Origin of the sequence: Verrucosispora sp. WMMC514, assembly GCF_027497295.1 — a bacterium.
GTDB lineage: Bacteria > Actinomycetota > Actinomycetes > Mycobacteriales > Micromonosporaceae > Micromonospora > Micromonospora palythoicola.
Window position 1 is genome coordinate 2,623,488 of record NZ_CP114906.1, and the last position, 26,357, is coordinate 2,649,844.

Consider the following 26,357-nt stretch of genomic DNA (forward strand, 5'->3'; position numbering starts at 1 on the left):
CGTACCCCGGATGTCCCCGGTGCCGGTCCGCGTGCCGCCGTCGTGTCCGTCCGCCGAACCCGCGTTCGACGTGCCCCGTGGCGCGCCGGGCGCGAGAAAGTGGCCGAGGGTGGCAGCGCAGGAAAATCAGCAGTACGGCGCCGAGTCGATCACCGTTCTCGAAGGGCTGGAGGCGGTCCGCAAGCGGCCCGGTATGTACATCGGGTCCACCGGCGAACGCGGTCTGCACCACCTCGTGTGGGAGGTCGTCGACAACGCGGTGGACGAGGCGCTGGCCGGCTACTGCGACACCATCGACGTGGTGCTGCTCGCCGACGGCGGCGTCCGGGTCACCGACAACGGCCGGGGCTTCCCGGTCGACCTGCACCCCAAGCTCAAGAAGCCGGGTGTCGAGGTGGCCCTGACCGTCCTGCACGCGGGCGGCAAGTTCGACGGCAAGGCGTACGCGGTCTCCGGCGGCCTGCACGGCGTCGGCGTCAGCGTGGTCAACGCCCTCTCCACCAGAATGGCGGTGGAGATCCACAAGGACGGCTTCGTGTGGCGGCAGCAGTACCACCACTCCAAGCCGACCGCCCTGGAGAAGGGCGAGTCGACCGACCGCACCGGCTCGGCGGTCTCGTTCTGGCCCGACCCGGACGTCTTCGAGACCGTCGACTTCGATCTCCAGACGATCTACCGCCGGCTCCAGGAGATGGCGTTCCTGACCCGTGGCCTCACCATCCACCTGCTGGACGAGCGGGTCGCGGAGGGCGAGGAGGGCAAGCTCCGCGAGGTCACCTTCAAGTACGACGGCGGCATCGCCGACTTCGTCCGGCACCTCAACGCCTCGAAGACCCCGATCCACAAGACGGTGATCGAGTACGGTGCCGAGGAAGAGGGCATGTCGCTCGAGATCGCCATGCAGTGGAACGAGTCGTACGGCGAGTCGGTCTACACCTTCGCCAACAACATCAACACCCACGAGGGCGGCACCCACGAGGAGGGCTTCCGGGCCGCGTTGACAAGCGTCGTCAACCGCTACGGTGCGGACAAGAAGCTGCTCAAGGGCGACGAGAAGCTCTCCGGCGAGGACATCCGTGAGGGCCTCGCCGCGATCATCTCGGTCAAGCTGACCAACCCGCAGTTCGAGGGCCAGACCAAGACCAAGCTCGGCAACACGCCGGTCAAGAGCTTTGTCCAGCGGGTCTGCAACGACCGGCTGGTCGACTGGCTGGACCGCAACCCCGCCGAAGCGAAGATCATAATCACCAAGGCCTCCCAGGCCGCCCGCGCCCGGATCGCCGCCCAACAGGCCCGCAAGCTGGCCCGACGCAAGTCGCTGCTGGAATCCGGCTCGATGCCGGGCAAGCTGGCCGACTGCCAGTCCACCGACCCGCGCGAGTCCGAGGTGTTCATCGTCGAGGGTGACTCGGCCGGCGGCTCGGCCAAGCAGGGACGCGACCCCCGCACCCAGGCGATCCTGCCGATCCGCGGCAAGATCCTGAACGTGGAGAAGGCCCGGATCGACCGGGTGCTGAAGAACAACGAGGTGCAGGCGCTGATCACCGCGCTCGGCACCGGCATCCACGACGACTTCGACATCGAGAAGCTGCGGTACCACAAGATCGTGCTGATGGCCGACGCCGACGTCGACGGCCAGCACATCCAGACGCTGCTGCTCACCCTGCTGTTCCGCTTCATGCGCCCACTTGTGGAACTGGGCCACGTCTACCTGGCCGCCCCGCCGCTCTACAAGATCAAGTGGAACCGGAAGGGCGACGACGCGCAGTACGCGTACTCCGACCGGGAACGCGACGGGCTGATCGCGCTGCGCCAACAGAAGAAGGCGAGCGCCAAGCCGGACGACATCCAGCGGTTCAAGGGTCTCGGCGAGATGAACTACCCGGAGCTGTGGGAGACCACGATGAACCCGGCCACCCGTACGCTGCGCCAGGTCACCCTGGACGACGCGGCAACCGCCGACGAGCTGTTCAGCGTGCTGATGGGCGAGGACGTGGAGGCGCGCCGCTCGTTCATCCAGCGCAACGCCAAGGACGTGCGCTTCCTGGACATCTGACGGACGCCGCACCGGGCCGGAGCGTTCCGGCCCGGTACGGGTCCACAGAGTTATCCACAGCTTGGCCGGTATCCACAGCCGTTATCCACAGCGCAAAAGCGACACTCAGTCTGATAAGGGTTAACAGTGACCGATTCCCCCGAGTCCACACCTGACACGCCCGAGGTCCCCGAGCCGCTGGCCGCCGTCGTCTCGCGCGACCGGATCGAGCCGGTCGGGCTCGAGGTGGAGATGCAGCGCTCGTACCTCGACTACGCGATGAGCGTCATCGTCGGGCGGGCGCTGCCGGACGTCCGGGACGGGCTCAAGCCGGTCCACCGCAAGATCCTGTACGCCATGTTCGACTCCGGCTACCGGCCGGACCGGGGCTACGTGAAGTGCTCCCGGGTCGTCGGCGACGTGATGGGCCAGTTCCACCCGCACGGCGACTCACCCATCTACGACGCGCTGGTCCGGATGGCTCAGCCCTGGTCGCTGCGCTACCCCCTGGTCGACGGCAACGGCAACTTCGGCTCGCCCGGAAATGATCCGGCCGCGGCCATGAGGTATTGCGTTACGGCAGATTCCCGTATTCGTACCGCAATGGGAAGCGTGCGGATCGGGGACGTGGTGCCGGGCGCCGCGTCGAGCAGCGAGACCGACATCGAGCTCAAGGTCCGCGACCGCAACGGCGACCTGGTCCACGCCTCGAAGTTCTTCCACTCCGGCGAGCACCCGACGCTGCGGCTGCGCACCCGCGAGGGGTACGAGCTGACCGGCACCCACAACCACCCGGTGCTCTGCCTGGTGGACGTGGCCGGCGTGCCGACCCTGCTCTGGAAGCTGCTCGCCGAGATCGCCCCCGGTGATCGGGTGGTGCTTCAGCGCAGCGTGCCGGACGAGATCGGCTACCCGATGCTGGAACACGTCGAGGCCGCCGTCCTCGCGGGTGCTTATGTCAGTGAGGGCTGGACATCTGCTGATCGCGTCGGCTTCGACAACTGCGATCGGGAGTTCTTTGTCCGCGTCCTGGCGGCTTACGACCTCGCCGTGGGTAATCGACGTTGGGTCGGAACCGAAACGACCATCACCGGCAAGACGCTGCACAAGCTACGCGGCTGGATTTCCGACTTTTCGGGATCGATCCTCGGTGAGTTGGTTGGCGCGCGCAGCGCTGACAAGTTCGTGCCGGAGTTCGTCTGGCAGGGGCCGGCGGCCATCAAGCGGGCCTTCCTCCAGGCGATCTTCGAGGGCGACGGCTCGTCCTCGCTGCTGCCGCGCCACACCATCCAGATCTCGTACTCCACCCGCAGCGAGCGGCTCGCCCGCGAGGTGCAGCAGTTGCTGCTGGAGTTCGGCGTGATCAGCCGGCAGTGCCGGTACGACAGCGGCGAGATCAAGGTCGTCGTCACCAACCGCCGGGACGCACGGATCTTCGCCGCCCAGGTCGGCTTCCTGGGTCGCAAGCAGGCCAAGCTGGAGTCCGAACTGGCCTCGGTGCCGGCGAGCAGCACCGCCCTCTCCAGCGACCACGTGCCGTTGGTCGGCGACTTCATCCGTGAGCACGGCGCCAGCCGGTGGACCGAGCGGGACTGGCTGCGCCGGCACAACGTGGACCGGGTCGAGCGGTGGGAGCGGGACCGCGACGAGATCGCCGCGCGGATCACCAACGTCGAGGTGCTCGACGTGGTCGAGCCGCTTGTCGACGGGCGTTTCTACTACGCCGAGGTGGCCGAGGTAGCGGACGCCGGTGTGCAGCCGGTCTACAGCATCCGGGTCGACACCGACGATCACTCGTTCGTCTCCGACGGGTTCGTCAGCCACAACACCGAGTGCAAGCTCGACCCGCTGGCGATGGAGATGCTGCGGGACATCGACGAGGACACCGTCGACCTGCAGGACAACTACGACGGCCGGGCCAAGGAGCCCACCATCCTGCCGTCGCGGATCCCGAACCTGCTGGTCAACGGTTCCGAGGGCATCGCGGTCGGCATGGCCACCAAGATTCCGCCGCACAATCTGCGCGAGATCGGCGCGGCGGTGCAGTGGTGCCTGGAGAACCCGGAGGCCGACGAGGCCACCACCCTCGAAGCCCTGCTGGAGATCGTCAAGGGCCCGGACTTCCCCACCCACGGTCTGATCGTCGGGCAGTCGGGGATCCAGGACGCGTACCGCACGGGTCGTGGTTCGATCCGGATGCGGGCCGTGGTCGAGGTTGAGGAGGACAAGCGGGGTCGGCCGGCGCTCGTGGTCAGCGAGCTGCCGTACCAGGTGAACCCGGACAACCTGGCCGAGCGGATGGCGGAGCTGATCAAGGAGGGCAAGCTCGGCGGGATCGCCGACATCCGCGACGAGTCCTCGGGGCGTACCGGCATGCGGATCGTCCTGGTGCTCAAGCGCGACGCGGTCGCCAAGGTGGTGCTGAACAACCTCTACAAGCACACCCAGCTGCAGGAAACCTTCGGCGCCAACATGCTGGCGCTTGTCGACGGGGTGCCGCGCACGCTGAACCTGGCGAAGTTCATCCGCTACTACGTCGAGCACCAGATCGAGGTGATCCGGCGGCGGACGGCGTTCCGGCTGCGTAAGGCGGAGGAGCGGGCGCACATCCTGCGCGGTCTGGCCAAGGCGCTGGACGCGCTCGACGAGGTGATCGCCCTGATCCGGCGCTCGCCGACGGTGGAGGACGCCCGGCAGGGTCTGATCCGGCTGCTGGAGATCGACGAGATCCAGGCCACCGCGATCCTGGACATGCAGCTGCGCCGGCTCGCCGCGCTGGAGCGGCAGAAGCTCCTCGACGAGTTGGCCAAGCTGGAGGTCGAGATCGCCGACCTCAAGGACATTCTGGCCAAGCCGGAGCGGCAGCGTCGGATCGTCTCGGAGGAGCTGGGGGAGATCGTCGCCAAGTGGGGCGACGAGCGACGCACCAAGATCATTCCGTTCGACGGCGAGGTCTCGATGGAGGACCTCATCGCGCGGGAGGACGTGGTCGTCACGATCACCCGGACCGGGTACGCCAAGCGAACCAAGGTTGATCTTTACCGCTCGCAGCGGCGGGGTGGCAAGGGGGTCAGTGGTGCCTCGCTGCGGCAGGACGACATCGTCAGCCACTTCTTCGTCTGCTCGACGCACGACTGGATGCTGTTCTTCACGAACAAGGGGCGGGTGTACCGGGCCAAGGCGTACGAGCTTCCGGAGGCCAGTAGGGTGGCCAAGGGGCAGCACGTGGCCAACCTGCTCGCCTTCCAACCGGACGAGCAGATCGCACAGATCATCGAGATCCCGAATTACCAGGTGGCTCCCTACCTGGTCCTGGCGACGAAGAACGGCCTGGTGAAGAAGACGCGGCTTGAGGAGTTCGACTCCAACCGGTCCGGCGGCATCATCGCGATCAACCTGCGCGATGAGGACGAGCTGGTCGGTGCTGCGCTCGTCGGCCCCGCCGACGACCTGCTGCTGGTCTCCAAGAACGCCCAGGCGATCCGGTTCAACGCCACGGACGAGGCACTACGCCCGATGGGTCGGGCCACCTCCGGCGTGATCGGCATGCGCTTCAGCGAGGAAGATGAACTGTTGGCCATGGAGGTCGTCCGGGAGGGTCTGGACGTTCTCGTGGCCACGAACGGCGGGTACGCGAAACGTACCCCGATCGAGGAATACCCGGTGCAGGGCCGGGGAGGTAAGGGTGTGCTGACTGCGAAGATCACCGAGCGACGCGGTGGTCTGGTCGGCGCTGTCGTGATCGACCCGGACGATGAGCTGTTCGCTATCACCAGCAACGGTGGCGTCATCCGGACTCCGGTGAAGCCTGTACGCCGTACGCGTGACCGGAACACAATGGGGGTCAAGCTGATGGACCTTCCGGACGGCGTGACTATCGTGGCGATTGCTCGAAATGCCGACGAGCCTGACGAACAGGACTAGTTGAATGACGGAGACACAGGCGAAGTCGGGGAACGCGGGGACCTCGGCCAACCCGGTCGACGAGGAGGCCGCGAAGAGCGGCACGCCAACGACCGGCCGCGCGGCCGTGGGCCGGGCCACCGTCCCTGCCGACGCGCCTGCCCCGAAATTCACCCGGGCTCCCGGTATGGCCCCACCGCCCGACAAGCCGACAGACGCGTCGGAGGGCGACGCCACCGAGGCGAAGTCGGCCGAGGGGGGTAGCGCCACGGAGGCCACCACGACATCCGTCGGTAAGCCTTCCCCCACCCCGTCGGCGACCGCCTCGGCGGGCAAGCCCGCCGTGGGCACCACCGGGGTGCTGCCGGCGGCCAGCACCGGCACGACCGGCACCCAACCCCGGGTGACCGGGGTCGGTCCGAAGCCGGACGCCACCCGGCCGTTCGGGCTCGGCCGACCAACCAACGGTGGTGGACTGCCGCCGGGGGTCAGCTCCGCGGTGGGTGCCGCGCGGGTCGGTGAGGCGGTACGCGCGGCGCGTACCTCGGTCAGCTCGGCCGCCTCGCGCGGGCCGCGCCGGGCCCGGCTGAACCTCAAGCGGATCGACCCGTGGTCGGTGATGAAGTTCGCCTTCGCGGTGTCGGTGGTGCTGTTCATCGTCATCGTCGTGGCGACCTCGGTGCTGTACCTGGCGTTGGACGCGATGGGCGTGTTCAGCAGCGTGAACGACAGCCTCGGTGACCTGGTCAACGCGGGTGGTGGGCAGAGCACGGAGGGCTTCCAGATCACCGCGCGTGGTGTGATCTTCAGTTCGGCGTTGATCGGCCTGGTGAACGTCGTGCTTTTCACCGCGCTGGCCACCCTCGGCGCGTTCGTCTACAACGTCTGCGCCGACCTGGTCGGCGGCATCGAGCTGACCCTCGCCGAGCGGGACTGACACGATCGTCGACGCCGGCCCGCACCGCCCTCGACGGCGGTGCGGGCCGGCGCTTCCGTACCCGTGGCGCCGGCTCTGCCGGTGCGGACGCCGCGTACCGACGTCTCCGGCGGCCAGGTCCGCACGGGGTCGGTGGCGGGGTCCGACGCGAGATGCCGCATGCGGGGTGCGCGGCGGCCGGGATCGCGCGGGATGCCGCATCGGCGGGAGGGGTCCGCCGGGGGTCGTGCGCACCGTTAACCCGGTGTACCGGGTCCTGCTGCTCGGGTAGGTTCAGGGGGCGGCGTGGGGTGGCTGGCAGGCGTGGCCCCGATTTGGGGGGCGCTGGGCGGATGGGTTAACCTTGCTCGTCGCTACGCGGGGCTATAGCTCAGTCGGTTAGAGCGCAGAGCTGATAACTCTGAGGTCGCTGGTTCGATTCCAGCTAGCCCCACCGCACATGGTCCGACGGCACGTCGAGCGTGAGGGGCAGCCCCGATGTTCAAGAAGCTGTTGATCCTGGTCGGTGTCGTCGGCGTGGCCGCGGTGGTGGCCAAGAAGGTCAAGGAAGCCAACGACGAGCGCGCCCTCTGGCACGAGGCGACCACCTCACCGGACCTGCGCTGACACCGTCCGCTCCGACCTGCGGCACCAGCGCCGCGACGGGGCCCTAGCTCAACTGGCAGAGCACTGCCTTTGCAAGGCAGGGGTTAGGGGTTCGAGTCCCCTGGGCTCCACCAGCACTTTCCTCGGTTGATCTCGGTCCGAGTACAGCCATCGGTACAGCCAAGCCGTTCACGCTGTCCCCTGCTCCGGCCGCCCTGTGACCGTTGTGGTGTTCGCATCGCTCATCGTCTGCGGGAGCGCGGCTACCGCACGACCCATCGGTCGGCTTCCTCGGCAGAGATTGATCGGCAGGCGGGGCAGAGACAACGCGGGTTGTCCGTCTTCCGAGACCAGGTTGGCGCGGGTTCGGATGGTGCGCACGCAGATGCTGGAAGCTGCCCCTAAGGCGCTCCGCATAGGCTGCGATGGGAGCGTGGCTAGCGGCCGGCGGCGTTCGAATCGGGGATCTGGGCCCGAGTTGCTGCGTGGTCCGGAGAGCACGCAGCAGGCCACGTATGTGGAGCTCTTCTTCGACCTGGTGATGGTGTTCGCGCTCAACCGGTTGGTGGCCCGGGCTGCGTCCGGCCTTCAGGGACCGTGCCTGGAAGGCTCCGACATCGCCAGGCGATGGACCGCGATAGGGCAGATGATGCTGCTGTTCGCACCGCTCATCTGGACTTGGATGATCACCGCCTATGTCACCGCGCGGTTCAATCCGCGAGTTCCGCAGACACAGTGGGTGGTCCTGGGTACGGCGTTCGCGCTGCTGGTCATGGGCGCGAGCGTGCCGTACGCCTTCGAAGGTGCCGGCCTTGCCTTCGCGCTGGCGTTCGCCGTCACCCACGTCGGGCGCGTGCTGGTTACCGGCTATTTCGTCCGTGGGCATCCGCTCGCTCGGATGCTCCTTCGGCCGCTGCTCTGGTCCGTTCCGGTGGCACTGCTGTGGACCGTCGGAGCACTGAACTCCGGGTCGGCGCGGGTGATGTTCTGGACCTTGGCTGTGGTGGTCGACTATTGCGGGACGCGGTCGGGCTGGCCGTTACCCCGCTTGGGACGTGGGCGGGAATCGGCGTGGGCGCTGTCGCCCCATCACCTCGCTGACCGCTTTCAGCAATTGGTCCTGATCGCCCTCGGCGAGACGATCCTCGCGGCGGGCATCAGCTACGCCAGCGGGCAGCGCCAACCGGGCGGCTACGAGAGCATCGGGCTGGTTGTGGCATTCGTTCTCGCGGTGCTGCTGTGGCGGATCTACTTCCACCGTGTGGGGCAGGTACTGAAGGAGACGGTCGCCAATGCCAGCGACCCGGCCGCTCTGGGCCGCTTCATCGGCGCCGCTCACGTGGTGGTGATCCTCGGAATCGTGTTCGTCGCGGTCGGGCACGAACTGATTCAGCTGCACCCGATGGGACCCACCTACCCCGCCTGGCTTGTCATGATCATCGGCGGTCCTGTCTGCTACCTGCTCGGTAGGGCCGCTCTTGAACGGGCGGTCTTCGACCGCATCTCTCCGCGCCGTTGGGTGGGAATCGCACTGCTCCTCGCCACCGGCGTGCCGCTACTGACCGTCCCGCCATTGGCGGCGGGAATCACCGCCGCAGTCGTCCTGCTGGGTGTCGCTCTCCTCGATATCCTGCGGTCTGCTGGCCGGCCGCCTGAGCTGCCACACCCTGCCGAGACGAGGACGAACCTGTCCTGGTGGGGTGGACGCGGTCAAAGCTAGTTGACCTTCGGGGCTGGCCGATCCTCGCCGGTAGCCAGGGTCCGCCGGTCGAACGATCGCCGTCCCCGGGGTGACGCACGGCAGGTTGTCGGCGGCAGGCTAGCGTCGGAGGGGTGAGCATCGGATCTCCCCGTGTCCTGCCTGCCGACGGTGACCTCGGCGAGGCGGCTGCCGTGTTGCGTACGGGTGGGTTGGTGGCGTTTCCGACGGAGACCGTCTACGGGCTCGGGGCGAACGCGTTGGACGCGCGGGCGGCGGCTCGGATCTTCGAGGCCAAGCAGCGGCCGAGTTTCGATCCGCTGATCACCCATCTGGCCGACGCGGCGGATCTGGAGCCGCTGGTGGGTCCGGTGTCGCCGGCCGTGGCGGCGCTGGCCGCCCGGTTCTGGCCGGGGCCGTTGACCCTGATCGTGGATCGACCGGCCGAGATTCCGCCGATCGTGACGTCCGGGCTGGACAGCATGGCGGTGCGGGTACCGGATCACGAGCACGCTCGGCGGCTGATCGCCGCCGCCGGGGTGCCGGTGGCCGCGCCTAGCGCGAACCGGTTCGGTCAGCTCAGTCCCACCCGTGCGGAGCACGTGGTGCGTGGGCTGGGTGCGGCCGTGGACCTGGTGCTCGATGGCGGGCCGACCCGCTGTGGGATCGAGTCGACGATCGTGGACGCCCGGGGGGACCGTCCGGTGGTGCTGCGGCTCGGTGCGTTGCCGGTGGAGGAATTGGAGAAGGTCACCGGGCCGGTGACGGTGCGGCCGGGTAGCTCGGGGCAGCCGGTCGCGCCGGGCACCTTGGCCGCGCACTACGCGCCGCGTACGCGGTTGCGGCTGGTGTCCGGCGCGGAGCCGGCGGGTGCGGATCGTGGGTATCTGGCGTTCCGGGACGGGCCGGCGGGCGACTGGGCGGCGGTGGAGGTGCTCTCCGTCTCCGGTGACCTGACCGAGGCGGCGGCCCGCCTTTTCGACGCGTTGCACCGACTGGACGCCGCCAAGGTGACCGAGATCGTCGTGGAGCCGGTACCGGACATCGGTCTGGGGCGGGCCGTCAACGACCGGCTGCGCCGTGCCGCCGCCACCTGGGATCCCGCCGCCCACGAGCAACAGGTCTGACGCCGGTCACCCGTGGTGCGCAGCGGCTTCCCGTCCGCTGTCGGTCGGCCGGCCGACGTGGGGCCGGTCGTCCGCTGGCCCGCCGTCGACCCCATCGCCGTCGTCCCGCCGGTTGCCGGCCTGCTCGCCTTCGGCCTGCTCGTCTTCGGATTGCGGGAAGCGCGCGACGAGGCGGGTGAGGGCGCCGTTGGCGAGGGTGGCGCCGAGCGCGGATCCGGTGGCGATGGTCCAGCCGACCGGCCCCAGCGGGGTGCAGCCGAAGAACTGGCTCAGCCCGGGGGTCTGCACCACCGCGGCCAGCACGCCGAAGGACGCGGCGGTGGAGGCGAGCACGGTCGGGCTGGTGCCGCCGGCCAGCACGGTCTGGCCGAGCTGGGTGCCGACCAGGGAGACCAGGGCGACGGTGCCGGCGCGTCGGCGGGTGCCGGTGTAGCGGGCGAGTGTCCAGCCGGTGGTCGCACCGAGGGTGGTGGCGGCGGCGCGCAACCCGATCTCCCGGGTCATGGTCTGGCCGAGTGAGCTGTCCGGGCCTTCGCGGAGCAACCCGTCGGCGTGGTCGCCGCCGGGTGGCCGTACGGCGATGGCCAGCGCGGGTGCCATGTCGGTGAGCAGGTTGACCAGCAGCAGTTGGCGTCCGTTGAGTGCGGCCCGGCCGGTGGCGGCGGCGGTCAGCACGCTGAAGGCGATCTCGCCGAGGTTGCCGCCGACGAGGATGCTCAGCGCGTGGCGGACCGAGGACCACATCGCCCGGCCTTCGACGAGGGTGGCGATGATGGTCTCCAGCCGGTCGTCGGTGACCACCAGGTCGGCTGCGGCACGCGCCGCCGGGGTGCCGCGTTGACCGAGGGCGATGCCCACGTCGGCCAGCCGGATGGCGGGGGCGTCGTTGGCGCCGTCGCCGGTCATCGCGACGGTACGACCGCACTTCTGCAACGCCTGGATGATGCGGACCTTGTGGGCCGGGGTGCAGCGGGCGACCACGTCGGTGCCGGCCAGCCGCTCGGCGAGGGCGACGTCGTCGAGTTCGTCGAGTTCGGTGGCGGTGACCACCCGTTGGGCGTCGCCGTCGCTGATGGTGGCGGCGATCGCCTCGGCGGTTGCCGGATGGTCGCCGGTGATCATGATGGTGTGCACGCCCGCCTGGCGGATCCGGCGGACGGCCGGCGCGGCGCTGGCGCGTACCCCGTCGGCGATGGCCAGGAACCCGGTGAAGACCAGGCCGCGTACGCCGTCGTCGGTGACGTCGGGGGCGGCGACGGTGCACTCGGCGACGGCGAGGATGCGGTGTCCCGCGCCGGCCCGTTCGCCGAGCAGCCGGTGCAGTTCGGCGCGGCCGGCGTCGTCGAGCGGCTCGTCGCGTCCGTCGACGCGGTTCGCGGAGCAGCGGGGTATCACGGCCTCCGGTGCGCCCTTCACGCTGAGCAGCAGCCCGTTGTCGGTCTCGCCGACGCTGGCGTGGTAGCCGCGCGACGGTTCGAACGGCAGACCACCGACGGCCCGCCAGCCGGCCGCCCCGTCGTGTTCCCCGACGCCGGCGGCGCGGGCGCCCCGCAGCACCGCCCGGTCGGTCTGCATGGAGAGTTCCTCGGGGTCGTCGGCGGCCGGGGTGGCCCGCAATGCCGCCGCCAGGGTGCGTCGCAGCCGGTCGTCGAGGTGTTCCGGCGGGGAGTACGAGTCGGCGTCACCCACCCCGGCCAGCATCAGGTGCCCCTCGGTGAGGGTGCCGGTCTTGTCGAAGCAGAGCACGTCGACCCGGCCCAGTGCCTCGATGGTGCGCGGGTTGCGGACCAGCGCACCGTGCTCGGCGAGCCGCCGGGCGGCGGCCAGTTGGGCGGCGCTGACCAGGAACGGCAGTCCCTCGGGCACCGAGGCGACGGCCAGGTTCGCGGCGGTCGCGGCCGTCTGGGCCAGCGGTACGCCCCGCAGCAGCCCGGCGCCGGCCACCGCGACCGCCGACCCGGCGGCCAGTGGGATGGCGGTTCGGGTCAGCTTGCCCAGGCGGGCCTCGACCCCGCTGACCGGTGGTGCCTGCCCGGCCAGGGCAAGGCTGCGTCCGGCCTCGGTGTCCGCGCCGGTGGCGACGACCACGGCGTCGCCCCGGCCGGCGGCGATGCTGGTGCCTTCGTAGACCATCGAGGAGCGCTCGGCCACGGCGGCGGCGACCACCGGTTGGTCGGTCTTGGCGACCGGCAGCGACTCGCCGGTCAGGGAGGACTCGTCGGCTTCCAATCCGACGGAGGTCAACACCCGGCAGTCGGCGGGTACGGCGTCGCCGGACTCGAGCACGATCACGTCGCCGGGGACGAGGTCGTCGGCGGGTACCACCCGTTCGACGCCGTCGCGGCGGACCCGGGCGGTCACCGCCGAGCGGGACAGCAGCTCGGCCAGCGACTTCTCCGTGTTGCGCTGGTGTACCGCGCCGACCAGTGCGGACGCTCCGACGACCCCGCCGACCAGGGCGGCGTCGACGAGGGAGCCGAAGCTGGCGGAGAGCACCGCTCCGGCGGCGAGCACCGGGGTGAGCGGGTTGGCGAGTTCGTCGACGAAGGCGCGGAGCAGCCCGCCGGGGCCGGCGGCCTCACCCGGGCGAGCGGAGTGTCGCCGCTGGGCCTCGGTCTCGGTCAACCCGTCGCGGCCGGTGCCGAGCTGGTCGATGACGGTGGGTACCGGCATCAGATGCCAGGCGGTGATCGCGGGTGCGGGGGCGGCGGTCACCTCGGTCAACCGACCGGCCCGCCACACACCGTGGGCGAAGGCCAGCGCCGCCGCGCCGTTGACCGAGGCGAGCGTACGGCCGGGCAGCAGGGCCGGGTCGGCGGTGAAGGCGCCGAGGGCGCCGAGGCCGGTGCCGGCCAATCCGATGCGCAGGTTCTGTGCGGTCATCCGCCGGGCCACGCCGGCCGCTTCGATGAGCAGGGCGACGATCCGCAGGTCGGTGCCGACCAGCAGGTGTGCCCCCCAGGGCGGGGGATCGTCGGGGTCGGCGAGGCCCAGGCCGCAGTCCGCGGCGGCCAGCGCCGAGCGGTCGCCGGAGACCAGCATCACCACGGCGCCCTCTCGTTGCAGGGCGCGTACCGACTCGGTGAGCTGGTCGTCGCCGGGCATCAGCGCGTCGGCGGAGGCGTACCGCTGCGGGTCGCCGCCGGCCACGACGAGTCGCAGGCCGGCCTGCCGGGCGACGGCCGGCAGGGCTTCGACACCGGGTGCCGGCTCCGGTTCGACGCGCAGCACGGCCCTGAGGGCGTCGGCCCGGGCCAGGCCGAGCAGGGTGCCGCCGCGTGCGCGGAGCCGTCGGCTGTCGTCGGTGTCGCCGGGGTCGGGCACGTCGAGCCGGTCCAGCGGGCCGAGCCGCCAACCGTCGAGCTGGTGTACGTCGTGCGGTGCGGTCGGTTCGAAGAGGGTGAACGCCTGGGCGGCGACCTGGGACGTGTCGACGCCGGGCAGCGGGGCCAGGTCGGCCAGGACACCCCGGTCGGAGCCGAGGATCCGGGCGTCGAGCACCAGCGTGTCGATGCGGTCGAGTTCGCGCAGCACGCTGCGGTCCATCGCGATGACGCCGCGTCGGGCGAGGATCCGGCCGAGTTGGGCCGCGTACCCCTCGCGCCCGCTGCCGGGTGCCTTGGGCAGCGCGGACAGGCCCAGGGCGGCGGCTCGTTTCGGGCCGACCACGGGCGTCGCGGCGGCGAAGGTGGCGGCGCCGCCGGCGAGCATCCGGTTGATGTACCGCTCGACGGAGCCGTCGGGCTTCGGGCAGGGCCGCTCGAAGTCGGGGGTACGCGCGACGGCGCGGTCCGGGTCGCCGGTGAGCCGGGGTTCGGCCTTCTCCCAGGCACGTAGCTGGGCCAGCCCTTCACCCCACTGCACGATCCGCTGTGCGCCGTCGAGCACTATTCCGGTCCAGCCGCCGGTGAGGCCCTGCACCACCGCCTCGGCGAGGGGGAAGAGGACGTCGGCGCGGGGGTCGCGGCGTAGTCCCAGACCGGCGAGGGCGTGCAGCTTCGGGTGCAGGTCGATGGCGGTGAGCAGTCCGGATACCTCGCCGGGGACCGGGGTGACGGGCAGGATCCGGGTGGCCGCGGAGATGGTCAGGCCGAGCGCGTCGGAGGCGAGGGCGCCGAGGGTCCGCGGGGTCCGCGGACCCTCCTCGGGTGGGTGCGGCGGTGGGATCTCCGGATCCGGTTCGTGTGGGCAGGTCCGTTCGACGCGGGAGATGGTGGCGACCAGTTCGCGTACCTTCGGTCCCGGTGTGTCGACGGCGACGACCACGCGGCCGGAGGGGGCGTTCACCCGCGCCCAGGTGACTCCCGGCATTCGTTCCAACGCCGTCTCGACCTGGCGGGCGAGGGTGTCGCCGCCGTCCTGGCAGACGCCGTGGACCTCGATGTGGTGCCGGCCGGGGCGGGACCAGACCCGCCGGCTGCTCAGCCCGGCCGCCCGGGCGAGCCGGGTCGCGGTGGCACCCACGCGGCGGGAGGCGGCTTCCACCACCGGAGGTACTCCGACGGCGCCAAACCGCATCTCGCCTCCCACCGTTCGTGCCCGGCGGCCTGGCTTCCCGGCAGGACGTCCCTTATGCCCCTCGGAGCTGGGAAAAGTTTCCTGCTCGGCCGGGCATGGACGGCTGCGGCGGAGGAATCCGAGGTGGGCGTCGACGGTAGGGGGAGGCGAGATGAGTGCGCTGACACGACAACTCAGTGGCACCCGGGAGTCGTTGCAGATGTTCACCCGCCGGGTGAATGTGCCGTTGCTGGGGGAGGTAGCGGTGCCGCCACCCGACAAGCTGACCTACTACGCCGGCATCGGGGTGCTGACCGCGCTCCAGGTGATCGAGTGGCCGTTGGCGCTGGTGATCACGGCCGGGCACCTGCTGGCCGACCAGCACCTGTCCGGGCTGGCCAAAGGGCTGGGCGAGGCGCTGGAGTCGGCCTGAGGTAAGCCGCGTCACCCTTGACCTGAAGGTGGGTTGAGGTCCGAGGATTGCCCCATGCTGATCGCCCCGTCCCCGCTACCCGCCGAGTCGCTGTTCGCCCCTCGACTGCGGGCCATGACGGTGGGCAGCGTGGCGCTTGTCTCGTTGCTGGCGTTCGAGGCGTTGGCGGTCGGCACCGCCATGCCCACGGTCGCCCGGGCCCTGGACGGTCTCGCGTTGTACGGGATCGCCTTCGGTGGCCCGTTCGCGGCCGGCGTGGTGGCGATGGTGCTCTCCGGAATCTGGTGTGACCGGCGGGGTCCGAGTGCGCCGATGTGGGCAGGTCTCGCCGGGTTCGTCGCTGGGTTGCTGCTCGCCGGCGCGGCCACCGACATGGCGACGCTGGTGGTGGGTCGGATCGTGCAGGGCTTCGGTTCGGGCCTGCTGTCGGTGGCGCTGTACGTGATCGTCGCGCAGGCGTACCCGGAGCGGTTGCACCGCCGCATCTTCGCCGCGTTCGCCGCGGCCTGGGTGGTCCCGTCGCTTGTCGGTCCGGTGGTGGCGGGGTTGGTCGTGGAGTACGTCGGCTGGCGGTGGGTGTTCCTGGCGGTGCCGGTGGTGGCGGTGCCGGCGGTGCTGTTGATCCATCCGGGGCTGCGGTCGATCGGGGTGGCCGGTCCGGTCCGCCGCTCCGTCGGGGCGCTGGCGCGGATCGGCTGGGCCTGCGGGGCGGGGGTGAGCGCCGCACTGTTGCACATCGGGGGTCAGCAGCGTGGCGTCGCCGCCGCGTCGCTGGTCGGGCTCGCCCTGGTCGGCATGCTGAGCTGCGTTCCGCGACTGCTGCCGGCCGGGTTCCTGCGCGCCGGTCGCGGCCTGCCCACCGTGGTCGGGCTGCGGGGGCTGGCCTCGGCCGCGTTCGTCGGTGCCGAGGTGGTGATCCCGTTGATGCTGTCGCGGGAGCGGGGATTCACGCCGACGGCGGCGGGGCTGGTGCTCACCACCGGGGCGCTGTCCTGGTCGCTCGGCTCGTGGTTGCAGGCGCGGATCCGGTCGCCCCGGTCCCGGGGCACGCTGCCGAGGGCCGGTCTGACCTGCATCACGGCCGGCACCGCGGTGGTGGGCGGCTGCGTCGTCCCGGCGGTACCGGTGTGGGTGGGCGTTCTCGGCTGGGCGGTCGCCGGGCTCGGCATGGGCCTGCTCTTTCCGTCGCTGTCGGCGCTCACCCTGGAGTTGTCGGCGCCCGGCGAGCAGGGGCGTAACAGCTCGTCGCTGCAACTGTGCGACTCGCTCGCGTCGGCGACGGTGCTGGCGCTGACCGGTGCGGTGCTCGCCGCCGGGGCGGCACCGGGCCGCTTCGCCTACGGGCTGACTCTCGCCGTGGCGGCCGGACTCGCCCTGGTCGGTGCCCTGCTGGCCGGTCGGGTCGTGCCGACGCCGCGTCCGGTCTCGGTCTGACGGCCGGGTGCCTGCCGATCGGTGTCGGTCCGACCGGGCCGGGTGCCTGCTGGGAGCGGTGTCGGTCTGACCGGTCCGGTGCCTGCTGACCGGGGCGGGTGGCGGGTGGATCGCGGAAGTGGCGGTGCGCGGTCGGGGCAGCCGGCAGGATGGGCTGGCGATGACCTTCCTGACGCTGCTGCCGTTGGCCGTGGTGATGGTCGCCGGCACGCAACTGGTGGCGGCGGTCTTCTTCGCCTCGTCCGACCGGCCACGGGCCGCCTCGCTGGGCTATCTGGCGGGTGCGGCGCTCGTCGTCCTCGGTGGCACGACGCTGGCCTGGCTGGCGGTCCATCAATTCAAGATCAATTTCACCGGTGCGGGCCGGGGCACCGTCGAGCGGTGGATCGACTGGTTCGTGCTGGTGCTGCTGGCGGTGCTGGCGGTGGTGGTGTTCCTCCGCCGGCACGCGGGGCCGCCCCGGTGGATGGGTCAGCTCCAGCACGCCAGCCCCGGGTACGCGGCGAAGGTGGGCCTGCTGCTGTTCCTGGGGATGCCCTCCGACGACCTGACCATGGCGACCGTCGGAGCCAGCGCCGCCCGGCACGACCTGCCGTGGTGGCACCTGCTGCCCTTCGTACTGCTCACGTTGGCCCTGCTCGCCCTGCCACTGCTGGCGCTGCTGCTGCTCGGCCGTCGGGCGGCGGTGCTGCTGCCGCGTATCCGGGACTGGGCGAACAACCACTCCTGGCTGGTCAGCGAGGCGGTCATCGGGCTCTTCGTGGTGATCACGGTGCTCGACCTGGCGAAGTGAGTCCGCTCACAGCCGGTCACGTCGAGTACGGCTCGTTCCGTCGAGCGGGCAGGCGACGAGGGAGGTTGACATGCGCGTACTGGTCACCGGTGCGGGTGGCACGCTGGGCCGGGAGGTGCTGCCCCGGCTGGTCGACGCGGGCTTCGAGGTGCGGGCCACCAGCCGCCGGCCGCGTACCGGATCGGGGGTGCGGTGGGTGGTGGCCGACCTGGCCACCGGCGAAGGGATCGCCGCGGCGGTGACCGAGGTGGACGCGGTGCTGCACCTGGCGTCCTCGCCGACCCGGCGAACCCACCAGATCGATGTGCTCGGCACCCGCCGCCTGGTCAGTGCTGCCGCCGACGCCGGGGTGACGCACCTGGTGTACGTCTCGATCGTCGGCGTGGACCGGGTGCCCTACTCGTACTACCGGCACAAGCTGGCCGCCGAGCAGGTCGTCGCCGACGGGTCGGTGCCGTGGACGGTGCTGCGGGCCACCCAGTTCTTCCCGTTCATCGACGAACTGCTGCGGCTGTCCAGCAAGCTCGGCCCGGTCGTCGGTGACCGGGCGGTGTTGGCCCAGCCGGTCGACGCCGGCGAGGTGGCGGACAAGCTGGTCGAGCTGCTCCGGGCCGGAGCACGCGGCGGCATCGTCGAGTACGGCGGCCCCGAGGTGCAACGCTTCGACGCGGCGGTGCGGGCCTGGCGGCAGGCACGCGGCTCCCGCCGCCCGCTGCTGCCGATCCGCTTTCCCGGCCGCCTCGGCCGGGAACTGCGCGGGGGTGGCCTGGTCACCGACGCCCGACCGGCTGGCCGGCGGACCTGGGCCGACTACCTGTCCGACACGTACGGGCGAACAACGGCGCGATGACACCTGCTCGGGTTCACGTTCGTCCTACCGTCGAGCCATGCTCACGTTCGTCATCACCAGCCTCCTGTACGTCTGCGGGTTCGTCTTCCTCTACGGCGTGATCCGACTCGCGGTGCGGCACGCGATGGAGGACATCGAGGTGCGCCGCGTCCAGGCCGCGCGGGCGGAGGAGATGGCCGCCTCCCGGGACCGGGCGATGTTGGAGCGGCACGGCTTCCTGACCAACGAGGGCTGAGTTGCCAACCTCCGGTCCCCGGTCCGCGTCGCGGGCTGCGGATGCGACGATCACAGGCGTGATGGGAACGCTGAAGACCGAGCCCGCCCGCACCCGCGCCGACCTGTTGGCCGCGCCGGTCGCCGCCGCGCTGGACCGGTGGCCGGCCGACGCGCCGGTGGACGTCGACACGGTGCTTGTCGCGCCGATCGACGCCGACCTCGCCGACACCGCGGCGTTCTGCGCCGCGTACGACGTCGGGCTGGACGAGTCGGCCAACTGCGTCGTCGTGGCCGGTAAGCGCGAGGGGGTGACCCGGTACGCGGCCTGCCTGGTGCTCGCCACCACCCGGGCGGACGTGAACGGGGTGGCCCGCCGGGCGCTGGACGTCCGCAAGGCGAGCTTCGCCCCGATGGCCGACGCGGTGGAGCTGACCGGTATGGAGTACGGCGGGATCACGCCGATCGGGTTGCCGTTGCAGTGGCCGATCCTGGTCGACTCGCGGGTGGTGGCCACGCCGTACGTGGTGATCGGTTCGGGCGTACGACACAGCAAGATCGCGCTGCCGGGCCCGGCGCTGGCCGCGCTGCCCGGCGCGCGCGTGGTGGAGGACCTGGCCAGGCCGGCCTGACCGTCGACCGAAGTCGATGTCGTTGCACGTGAAACATCAACGACGTCGATGGCTGTCAGGGTGCGGCGGCCTCGCGCTGCGCCACCTCGGCAAGGGCGGCGAGCAGGGTTTCCGGTTCCTGCGCCCCGGTGACCCCGTACCTGCCGGCGAGCACGAAGGTGGGCACGCTCGTGACCCCGAGCTGCCGGGCGGCGGCCAACTCGGCCCGCAGCTCGGCGACCCCTTCGTCGGATTCGAGGAAGCGACGGGCCTCGTCGCCGTCCAGCCCGACGGTCGCGGCCACCCCGGCCAGCGCCTCCCGTGAGCCCACGTCCACGCCGTCGACGAAGTGGGCCCGGTGCAGAGCCTCGACCAACTCACCGTCCCGGTCCCGCTGGCCGGCCCAGTTGGTCAGCCGGTGCGCGTCGAAGGTGTTCGCCGCGATCGCCCGGTCGAAGCGCAGCTCCAGACCGACGCTCGCGCCCACCTCGGCGACCCGGGCGACCAGCTGCCGGGCCTGCTCCGGGCCACCGAACTTCTCGGCCAGCACGTCGAGGGTCGGACGCGGCGTCGGCACCGGCGACGGGTCCAGCTGGAACGGCCGATGCCGGACGGTCACCGCGCCGTCGTACGACGCGAGCGCCTGCGCCAGTCGGCGGCGGCCGATCCAGCACCAGGGGCAGACCACGTCGGCGTAGATGTCGATCTCCATGACCGGAGACAACCCGCTGACCGGCAGGTCTGTTCCCGACTGCCGCCGGGGTCACGCCGTCTGTTCGCGGACCTGCCGCTTGAGCCGGGCGAGGATGGCGGTGCCGCCGCGTACCCGCAGCGGGCTGATCGCCTGCGCCAGACCCATCCGCTGGTACAGGTCGTCCGGCACGGCGAGGACCTGTTCCGGGGTGGCGCCCGCCAGCCCTTCGGCGAGGATGCCGGCGAACGCCCGGGTGGTGGGTGCCTCCGGCGGGCAGTCGAACAGGGTGTCGACGGTGCCCTCGGAGGTCACCTCGGCGCGCAGGAAGAACGGGGTCTGGCACTCCACGACCTGCTCCATGCCCTCGTGCCCGGGATGCCCGGCGGGCAGCGGCGGCACGGCGTCGGAGTACTCCAGCAGCATCTCCAGCACCACGTCGCGTGGCGCGGCGGCGAACTCGTCGACGATCTCGGCCAGCTTGCTCGGCATCTCGGGCATCCCGCCAGGCTACCGGCGGCCGTCCTCAGACCGTGGGCGACTGCTCGCTGATCTCGCTGAGCGCTGAGGTGGGGTCGAGCTGCATGGCGAGGTCGCCGAGGGAGACGATGCCGACCAGCTTGCGTTCGTTGTCGCAGACGAGCACGCGTCGAATGCCGCGCTCACGCATCAGCGACGCGGCCTCACCCGCGGTGCAGAACTGCTCGATCATGACGACCTCGCGGGTGACGATCGAACCGATGGTGGTGGTGCTGGCGTTGGCGTTCTCCGCCACCGCGCGTACCACGATGTCGCGGTCGGTCAGGATGCCGGCCAGGTTCGCGCCGTCGGTGACGACGACGTCGCCGATGTCGGCCTCCTTCATCACCCTGGCCGCCTCGTCGAGGGTGGTCTCCGCCGGCAGGTAGATCACCTGCCTGGTCATCACGTCAGCGACCCGGTAACCGGTCATGAGAGCCCCTCCAGAGCAACGTCGAGCCGATCGGAATGCGGTACCCCGTCACCTGACGGCTACACCATGTTTTCCGCCTACCCGTGCAACAGTTTCTCCAGCACGTCCGCCACGGGTAGCTCGGTGCGCTCCCCGGTCGCCCGGTCGCGCAACTCGACGTACCCGTCGGCCAGGCGGCGTCCGACCACGACGGTGCGCGGGATGCCGATCAACTCGGCGTCGGTGAACTTCACCCCGGCGGAGACGGCGGTCCGGTCGTCGACGAGCACCCGCAGGCCCGCGTCGGCGAGCCGGGCGCCGAGGTCGAGCGCCGCGTCGAGCTGCGGGCCCTTGCCGGCGGCCACCAGATGCACGTCGCACGGCGCGACCGAGGCCGGCCACACCAGTCCCCGAGCGTCGTGGTGCTGCTCGGCGATCGCCGTCACCGCCCGGGACACCCCGATGCCGTAGCAGCCCATGGTGGGCCGGACCGGCTTGCCCTGTGGACCGAGCACGTCCACCGCGAAGGCGTCGGTGTAGCGGCGACCGAGCTGGAAGATGTGGCCGATCTCGATGCCCCGGCGCATGGTCAACCGGCCGGTGGCACAGGCCGGGCAGGGGTCACCGGGACGTACCTCGGCGGCCTCGACCGTGCCGTCGGGGGTGAAGTCCCGGCCACACACCACGTTCGTGGCGTGCCGGCCCGGCTCGTTCGCCCCGGTCAGCCAGGCGGTGCCCGGCACGACCCGGGGATCGACCAGGTAGCGGACGCCGAGTTTGCCGAGGATCTGCGGCCCGAGATAGCCCCGCACCAGCTCGGGATGCTCGTCCCAGGCCTCGAAGACGTCCACCGTGGCCGGTGCCAGCGTGGCGGCCAGCCGTTTCAGGTCGACCTCCCGATCACCGGGCAACCCGACCACCAGCAGTTCCGGCGCTTCGGCGCCCGGTCGGCGTACCGTCAGCACGACGTTCTTCAGGGTGTCGGCGGCCGACCAGTCGTCCCGACCGGCCAGGCGGCGGTCGTTGGCCAGCGCGACCAGGCTGGCGATGGTCGGCGTCTCCGGCGTGTCGTGCACCTCGGTCGCCGGGTGCGCCCGCAGGTCGCCGGACGCCGGTGCGGGTGTGGTCACCGCCTCGGTGTTCGCCGCGTAGTGGCAGTCGGTGCAGCCGACGTAGGTGTCCTCGCCGACCGGCGTGGCGGCCAGGAACTCCTCGGACGCGGAGCCACCCATCGCGCCCGACATCGCGTGCACCACCGTGTAGTCGAGGCCGAGCCGGTCGAAGATCCGCTGGTACGCCGCACGGTGCCGGCCGTACGCGGCCCGCAGGCCCTCGTCGTCCAGGTCGAAGGAGTACGCGTCCTTCATCAGGAACTCGCGTCCGCGCAGCAGACCGGCGCGGGGACGGGCCTCGTCGCGGAACTTGGTCTGGATCTGGAACAGCGTCACCGGCAGATCGCGGTACGAGGTGAGCAGGTCCTTGACCAGCAGCGCGGCCAACTCCTCGTGGGTCGGTGCCAGCAGGTGCTCGGCACCGCGCCGGTCGGCCAGGGTGAAGATGTCGTCGCCGTACTCGGTCCACCGCCCGCTGGTGCGGTACGGCTCGGCGGGCAGCAGCGCCGGAAAGTGCACCTCCTGGTCGCCGATCGCGGTCATCTCGGCCCGCACGATCTCGGTGACCCGCTCCAGCACGAGCCGGCCCAGCGGCAGCCAGGTGTAGCCGCCCGGTGCCGCCCTGCGGATGTACCCGGCCCGCAGCAGCAACCGGTGGCTCGGCACCTCCGCGTCCGCCGGATCCTCCCGCAGGGTCCGAATCAGCGACGTCGACATACGCAGCATCACCCCCGCACCCTAGAACCCCACCCCCCACCCCACCGACCCATTTCCACCCCCCCCCTCGCGCCCCGGCCCCCCAGGCCCCCAGGCTCTCGGCGCGTTGATCAAGAAGTTTTGGTCGGGAAACGGCCGATCCATGACCAGAACTTCTTGATCAACGTGGAAGGGCGGGCCCGGAAAGGGCGGGGCGCGGTGGGGAAAGGGCGGGGCGCGGTGGGGGACGCGGGCGGGTGGTGGGTTACGGGTGGGGGGTGGTCAGGCCGGCGCGGTGGGCTATCACGGCTAGGGCGGTGCGGTCGCGGGCGTTCAGTTTGGTGAGCAGGCGGCTGACGTAGGTGCGGGCGGTCGCCGGGCTGATGAAGAGGGCACGGCCGATCTCGTCGTTGGTCTCGCCCAGCCCGACCCGGGCCAGCACGGCACGCTCCCGGTCGGTGAGCACGGAGAGCCGGGGATCGGGCGGCGGTTGCTTCGGTGTCGCGGCGAGCCGTTCCATGACCCGGCGGGCGACCGTCGGCGAGAGCAGGTTCCCACCGGCGGCGGCCGTGTGCACCGCCCGTCGCAGGTCGTCCGAGGGCGTGTCCTTCAGCAGGTAACCGGCGGCACCGAGACCGACCGCCTCGACGATGTCCTCGTCGTCGTCGAAGGTGGTGAGGATCAGCACCCGGGTGGCCGCCAGGGCGTCGTCGGCGCGGATCGCCGCGGTGGCGGCCAGGCCGTCCATCACCGGCATCCGGATGTCCATGAGTACGACGTCCGGCCGCAACTGACGGGCCAGGCGCAGCGCGGAACGGCCGTCGGCGGCCTCCCCAACCACGGTGAGCTGAGGGTCGGCCGCCAGCAGGGTGCGTATCCCCGCGCGCACGAGATCCTGGTCGTCGACCACCAGCACGCTCGTCACGTCGGCTCCCGCAGGGGCAGCACCGCGCGTACCTCGAATCCCGTCTGCCGGTGCCCGGCGGTCAGCGTGCCGCCGAGACTCTCGGCCCGTTCCCGCATCCCGGCGATGCCGTGCCCGGTTCGAGCCACCGTCGGCGGCTCGGACCGGCCGTTCGCGGCTTCGGGGTAGATCGGCGCTCCGGCCGGCTCTGCGCCGCCCGTCGGCTCTGCGCCGCCCGTCGGGTCTGCGTCGCCCGTCGGTTCTGTGCCGGGTGCCGGGTCGGAGCCAGTGTCGGTCACGGTGACGGTGAGCTGGTCGCCGTGCTGCTCGGCACGGATCTGGACGCGGCTGCCGGCGGAGTGCCGGACCACGTTGGTGACCGCCTCCTGCGCGATCCGGAAGGCGGCGGCCTCCACCGGCGCCGGCAGCGGCGCGTCGACGGCCACCCGCACGTCGACGTCGAAGCCGGCGGCCGAGGCGGCCAACGTCACCGCGTCGAAGTTGGCCAGCGAGACCACCGTGCGTGGCGGGTCACCCGGTGATCGCAGCAGGGTCACCGTCCGCCGCAGGTCGTCCATGCTGCGGCGGGCGGTGGACCGGATCAGCTCCAGCGCCGACCGGGCGGCGGTCTCGTCCCGGCCCAGCGCCTCCCGGGCGACGTCGGCGTGCAGGGCGATCACCGAGGTGGTGTGGCCGAGGGAGTCGTGCAGGTCACGGGCGATCGCCATCCGCTCGTCCCGGAGGCGGGCCTGTGCCTCCTGCCGGTACCGGGCCTCGGTCAGTTCGGCGATCCGGCGGGCGTCCGCCTGGGCGGCGCGGCGGGAGCGCAGGCTGTCGCCGAGGGCGATCGCCGCACCCATCAGCAGGACGTGCCCAGCCAGCTCGTAGCCGACGACGAAGGAGAAGTCCTGTCCCTCGGCCAGCCGGAAGACCACCGACACCACGACCACCAGCACGGCGGCGACGATCGAGGCGGCGATCCGGCCGTGCTCGGCGGCGGAGAACAGGGCGGCGGCGACCGGCACGGCCAGCCCGATGGCCGGGTAGCCGGCGGCGTAGTAGGCGAACAGACCGAGCACGCTGACGGCCAGCACCAGCACCGGGTAGCGCCGCCGGACCAGCATCAGCGCGCCCAGACCGACGGCCCACAGGTACGCGAGCTGGTCCGGCCCGTGCCGGCCACCCTCGTTCGCGGTGATGACGACCGACACGGTGCCGGCCACGCCCGCGCCGAGGAGCGCGTCGGTGACCCACGGACGTACCCTCCGCTGCGTCGACTGGCCGGCCACGAAATCAGCGTACGGCGAGGTCGGGGCCGCTGGAGTCGTCGGAAGGCGACACCGGGGATCGCTCACCGACGTACCGTGACCGCGATCCCGGGCCGATGGCGCGGCCACCGATCGTTCCTAGCGTTGCCGGCATGACCATGTCACCTCGCCCGGCTCTCGGGCTTCCGTTGCCCGCGCTGTTCGGGTTGGCGCTGCTCGGCCTGCCCCGGGTGGTGCTGCACGACCTGGATCTGGTGCACGAGCGCACCTTCGTCAACCTGCTGCTGGTGGTGGTACCGCCGATCGTGTGGATCACCGTGGCCCTGGTGAAGCGGGTGCCCAACCCGTTCCTGACCCTGCTGGCCGTCGGCGTGTTGTACGGCGTCCTGCTGGCCCTGACCCATCAACTGCTCTGGCACGTGGCCTTCGACGCCCCGCCGACCCTCGGCGGCAACCTGACCGATCTCGCGCCGGGTACGCAGGCCGTCATCGTGCGGTTCTTCGCCGCGATCAGCAGCCTGTTCACCGGCGTCATCGTCGGCGTCGTCACGGGCGTGATCGCCTGGGCCCTCTCCCGCGCGCGTCCCTGATGCGGATCTTGGCACGGCGGCGCCCTCGACGGGGCATCCCCGCACCAAGATCTGTGGAAGTTGGGTCGGTGACGAATTCGACGTTCTAGGTTCGGGTATGGGGGTGGGCGGATTGACCGGGGTGGGGGTGGGAGCGTTGTTCACTGACGTGCGGAAGGTCGAGGTCGGTGTGCTCGACGTCGGTTATGTCGACGCCGGTCCGCCGGACGGTCCGGTGGTGCTCCTGCTGCACGGCTGGCCGTACGACATCCACAGCTACGCCGAGGTCGTTCCCCTGCTGACCAGCGCCGGTCACCGGGTGCTGGTGCCCTACGCGCGTGGCTACGGCAGCACCCGGTTCCGGTCCGCCGACACGATGCGGAACGGCGAGCCGGCCGCCCTCGCGGTCGACACCGTGGCGTTCCTCGACGCGCTGGAGGTCGAGCGGGCGACCCTGGCCGGGTTCGACTGGGGTGGCCGCAGCGCCGGCATCGTGGCCGCGCTCTGGCCGGAACGCTGCCATGGCCTGGTCGCGGTGAGCGGCTACCTGATCGACGGTCAGGCGTCGGGTCGGGTGCCGCTGTCCCCGGCGGCCGAGTACGCCTGGTGGTACCAGTACTACTTCGCCACCGAACGCGGCCGGGAGGGCTACGCGCGCAACACCCGCGACTTCGCCAGGCTGATCTGGCAGACGGCCTCGCCGAGATGGGACTTCGACGACGCCACCTTCGACCGCAGCGCGGCGGCGCTCGACAACCCGGACCACGTCGACGTCGTCATCCACAACTACCGGTGGCGGCTGGGCCTCGCCGACGGGGAGCCGCAGTACGCGGACGTGGCGAAGCGGCTGGCCGACCGGCCGCCGATCACCGTGCCGACGATCAGCCTGGAAGGGGACGCCAACGGTTCACCCCACCCGGAACCGGAGGCGTACGCCAAGCAGTTCACCGGCCCGTACGAGCACCGCACGGTCGGCGGCGGGGTGGGGCACAACTTTCCGCAGGAGGCACCGCAGGCGTTCGCCGACGCCGTGCTGACGGTCGCCGCCCGCTGAACCGACGGGTCAGCG

At 71.3% G+C, this 26,357-nt stretch carries 21 protein-coding genes and 2 tRNA genes; 16 read left to right on the forward strand and 7 right to left on the reverse strand.

The window, feature by feature from the left end; translation table 11 throughout:
• The first annotated feature begins 109 nt into the window (after window positions 1–109).
• The 8 genes from gyrB to O7597_RS11740 all read left to right on the forward strand — a co-directional run bounded on the left by gyrB (window position 110) and on the right by O7597_RS11740 (window position 10,286).
• Window positions 110–2,056: a DNA topoisomerase (ATP-hydrolyzing) subunit B gene (gyrB, locus tag O7597_RS11705; RefSeq protein WP_269740543.1), complete on the forward strand. Its 1,947-nt coding sequence runs from the start codon at window positions 110–112 to the stop codon at window positions 2,054–2,056.
• A 126-nt stretch (window positions 2,057–2,182) separates the two neighbouring features.
• Entirely contained in the window at window positions 2,183–5,959 is a 3,777-nt protein-coding gene (gene gyrA, locus O7597_RS11710; RefSeq protein ID WP_281582716.1) for an intein-containing DNA gyrase subunit A, read from the forward strand.
• A 4-nt stretch (window positions 5,960–5,963) separates the two neighbouring features.
• On the forward strand, window positions 5,964–6,875 hold the full coding sequence (locus tag O7597_RS11715; protein ID WP_281582717.1) for a DUF3566 domain-containing protein: 912 nt from the start codon (window positions 5,964–5,966) through the stop codon (window positions 6,873–6,875).
• 359 nt (window positions 6,876–7,234) lie between these two features.
• Window positions 7,235–7,308: transfer RNA gene (locus tag O7597_RS11720), tRNA-Ile, on the forward strand.
• A 44-nt stretch (window positions 7,309–7,352) separates the two neighbouring features.
• Window positions 7,353–7,481 carry a DLW-39 family protein gene (locus O7597_RS11725; RefSeq protein ID WP_210936323.1) on the forward strand — a complete coding sequence of 43 codons (129 nt, stop codon included), beginning with the start codon at window positions 7,353–7,355 and terminating at the stop codon, window positions 7,479–7,481.
• A gap of 37 nt (window positions 7,482–7,518) precedes the next feature.
• Window positions 7,519–7,594, forward strand: a tRNA-Ala gene (locus O7597_RS11730).
• A gap of 383 nt (window positions 7,595–7,977) precedes the next feature.
• Entirely contained in the window at window positions 7,978–9,180 is a 1,203-nt protein-coding gene (locus tag O7597_RS11735; RefSeq protein WP_269740540.1) for a low temperature requirement protein A, read from the forward strand.
• Between the two features lie 137 nt (window positions 9,181–9,317).
• On the forward strand, window positions 9,318–10,286 hold the full coding sequence (locus tag O7597_RS11740; protein ID WP_269742691.1) for an L-threonylcarbamoyladenylate synthase: 969 nt from the start codon (window positions 9,318–9,320) through the stop codon (window positions 10,284–10,286).
• Window positions 10,287–10,292: 6 nt separating this feature from the next.
• Here O7597_RS11740 and O7597_RS11745 read toward each other — a convergent pair whose 3' ends face one another.
• A complete protein-coding gene (locus O7597_RS11745) occupies window positions 10,293–14,804 on the reverse strand; it encodes an HAD-IC family P-type ATPase (protein WP_281582718.1) in 4,512 nt (1,503 codons plus the stop codon).
• Window positions 14,805–14,955: 151 nt separating this feature from the next.
• On the opposite strand from O7597_RS11745, the gene O7597_RS11750 reads away from it, so the two are divergent.
• From O7597_RS11750 to O7597_RS11775, 6 genes are all read left to right on the forward strand, one after another.
• Window positions 14,956–15,216: a hypothetical protein gene (locus tag O7597_RS11750; protein ID WP_269740538.1), complete on the forward strand. Its 261-nt coding sequence runs from the start codon at window positions 14,956–14,958 to the stop codon at window positions 15,214–15,216.
• Window positions 15,217–15,270: 54 nt separating this feature from the next.
• Complete coding sequence (locus O7597_RS11755) at window positions 15,271–16,650, forward strand: MFS transporter (RefSeq protein ID WP_281582719.1); 1,380 nt, start codon at window positions 15,271–15,273, stop codon at window positions 16,648–16,650.
• A 160-nt stretch (window positions 16,651–16,810) separates the two neighbouring features.
• Window positions 16,811–17,443 carry a GAP family protein gene (locus tag O7597_RS11760; protein WP_269740536.1) on the forward strand — a complete coding sequence of 211 codons (633 nt, stop codon included), beginning with the start codon at window positions 16,811–16,813 and terminating at the stop codon, window positions 17,441–17,443.
• Between the two features lie 70 nt (window positions 17,444–17,513).
• Window positions 17,514–18,293 carry an NAD(P)H-binding protein gene (locus O7597_RS11765; RefSeq protein ID WP_269740535.1) on the forward strand — a complete coding sequence of 260 codons (780 nt, stop codon included), beginning with the start codon at window positions 17,514–17,516 and terminating at the stop codon, window positions 18,291–18,293.
• Between the two features lie 37 nt (window positions 18,294–18,330).
• Window positions 18,331–18,528 carry a hypothetical protein gene (locus O7597_RS11770; RefSeq protein ID WP_093409275.1) on the forward strand — a complete coding sequence of 66 codons (198 nt, stop codon included), beginning with the start codon at window positions 18,331–18,333 and terminating at the stop codon, window positions 18,526–18,528.
• Between the two features lie 61 nt (window positions 18,529–18,589).
• Window positions 18,590–19,138, forward strand: a complete 549-nt coding sequence (locus O7597_RS11775; RefSeq protein ID WP_269742690.1) for a YbaK/EbsC family protein — start codon at window positions 18,590–18,592, stop codon at window positions 19,136–19,138.
• A 55-nt stretch (window positions 19,139–19,193) separates the two neighbouring features.
• On the opposite strand, the gene O7597_RS11780 is transcribed toward O7597_RS11775, so the two are convergent.
• The 6 genes from O7597_RS11780 to O7597_RS11805 all read right to left on the reverse strand — a co-directional run bounded on the left by O7597_RS11780 (window position 19,194) and on the right by O7597_RS11805 (window position 24,740).
• On the reverse strand, window positions 19,194–19,829 hold the full coding sequence (locus O7597_RS11780) for a DsbA family oxidoreductase (protein WP_281582720.1): 636 nt from the start codon (window positions 19,827–19,829) through the stop codon (window positions 19,194–19,196).
• A 51-nt stretch (window positions 19,830–19,880) separates the two neighbouring features.
• Window positions 19,881–20,309: a SufE family protein gene (locus O7597_RS11785; RefSeq protein ID WP_164448749.1), complete on the reverse strand. Its 429-nt coding sequence runs from the start codon at window positions 20,307–20,309 to the stop codon at window positions 19,881–19,883.
• A gap of 25 nt (window positions 20,310–20,334) precedes the next feature.
• Window positions 20,335–20,760, reverse strand: a complete 426-nt coding sequence (locus tag O7597_RS11790) for a CBS domain-containing protein (protein WP_269740532.1) — start codon at window positions 20,758–20,760, stop codon at window positions 20,335–20,337.
• Window positions 20,761–20,837: 77 nt separating this feature from the next.
• A complete protein-coding gene (locus O7597_RS11795) occupies window positions 20,838–22,580 on the reverse strand; it encodes a proline--tRNA ligase (protein ID WP_281582721.1) in 1,743 nt (580 codons plus the stop codon).
• A gap of 232 nt (window positions 22,581–22,812) precedes the next feature.
• Window positions 22,813–23,472 (reverse strand): response regulator transcription factor, encoded by a 660-nt coding sequence (locus O7597_RS11800; protein WP_269740530.1) that lies wholly within the window; start codon window positions 23,470–23,472, stop codon window positions 22,813–22,815.
• Window positions 23,469–24,740: a histidine kinase gene (locus O7597_RS11805; protein ID WP_281582722.1), complete on the reverse strand. Its 1,272-nt coding sequence runs from the start codon at window positions 24,738–24,740 to the stop codon at window positions 23,469–23,471. The genes O7597_RS11800 and O7597_RS11805 overlap by 4 nt, the downstream gene beginning before the upstream one ends.
• A gap of 131 nt (window positions 24,741–24,871) precedes the next feature.
• Between O7597_RS11805 and O7597_RS11810 the strand changes: the two genes are divergently transcribed.
• Together O7597_RS11810 and O7597_RS11815 are read left to right on the forward strand one after the other, a co-directional pair.
• Window positions 24,872–25,309, forward strand: a complete 438-nt coding sequence (locus tag O7597_RS11810) for a hypothetical protein (protein ID WP_281582723.1) — start codon at window positions 24,872–24,874, stop codon at window positions 25,307–25,309.
• A gap of 136 nt (window positions 25,310–25,445) precedes the next feature.
• The gene (locus tag O7597_RS11815) at window positions 25,446–26,342 is read left to right on the forward strand and encodes an alpha/beta hydrolase (RefSeq protein WP_281582724.1); all 897 of its coding nucleotides are present in this window, start codon (window positions 25,446–25,448) and stop codon (window positions 26,340–26,342) included.
• Window positions 26,343–26,357: the final 15 nt, after the last annotated feature.

Excerpts from the sequence above, each read along its gene's own strand:
- O7597_RS11745 (WP_281582718.1), bottom strand. The coding sequence starts at position 14,804 with ATGCGGTTTGGCGCCGTCGGAGTACCTCCGGTGGTGGAAGCCGCCTCC.
- O7597_RS11750 (WP_269740538.1), top strand. The coding sequence starts at position 14,956 with ATGAGTGCGCTGACACGACAACTCAGTGGCACCCGGGAGTCGTTGCAG.
- O7597_RS11725 (WP_210936323.1), top strand. The coding sequence starts at position 7,353 with ATGTTCAAGAAGCTGTTGATCCTGGTCGGTGTCGTCGGCGTGGCCGCG.
- O7597_RS11715 (WP_281582717.1), top strand. The coding sequence starts at position 5,964 with ATGACGGAGACACAGGCGAAGTCGGGGAACGCGGGGACCTCGGCCAAC.
- O7597_RS11780 (WP_281582720.1), bottom strand. The coding sequence starts at position 19,829 with ATGGAGATCGACATCTACGCCGACGTGGTCTGCCCCTGGTGCTGGATC.
- O7597_RS11775 (WP_269742690.1), top strand. The coding sequence starts at position 18,590 with ATGGGAACGCTGAAGACCGAGCCCGCCCGCACCCGCGCCGACCTGTTG.
- O7597_RS11790 (WP_269740532.1), bottom strand. The coding sequence starts at position 20,760 with ATGACCGGTTACCGGGTCGCTGACGTGATGACCAGGCAGGTGATCTAC.
- O7597_RS11755 (WP_281582719.1), top strand. The coding sequence starts at position 15,271 with ATGCTGATCGCCCCGTCCCCGCTACCCGCCGAGTCGCTGTTCGCCCCT.
- O7597_RS11785 (WP_164448749.1), bottom strand. The coding sequence starts at position 20,309 with ATGCCCGAGATGCCGAGCAAGCTGGCCGAGATCGTCGACGAGTTCGCC.
- O7597_RS11770 (WP_093409275.1), top strand. The coding sequence starts at position 18,331 with ATGCTCACGTTCGTCATCACCAGCCTCCTGTACGTCTGCGGGTTCGTC.
- O7597_RS11810 (WP_281582723.1), top strand. The coding sequence starts at position 24,872 with ATGACCATGTCACCTCGCCCGGCTCTCGGGCTTCCGTTGCCCGCGCTG.
- O7597_RS11765 (WP_269740535.1), top strand. The coding sequence starts at position 17,514 with ATGCGCGTACTGGTCACCGGTGCGGGTGGCACGCTGGGCCGGGAGGTG.
- O7597_RS11760 (WP_269740536.1), top strand. The coding sequence starts at position 16,811 with ATGACCTTCCTGACGCTGCTGCCGTTGGCCGTGGTGATGGTCGCCGGC.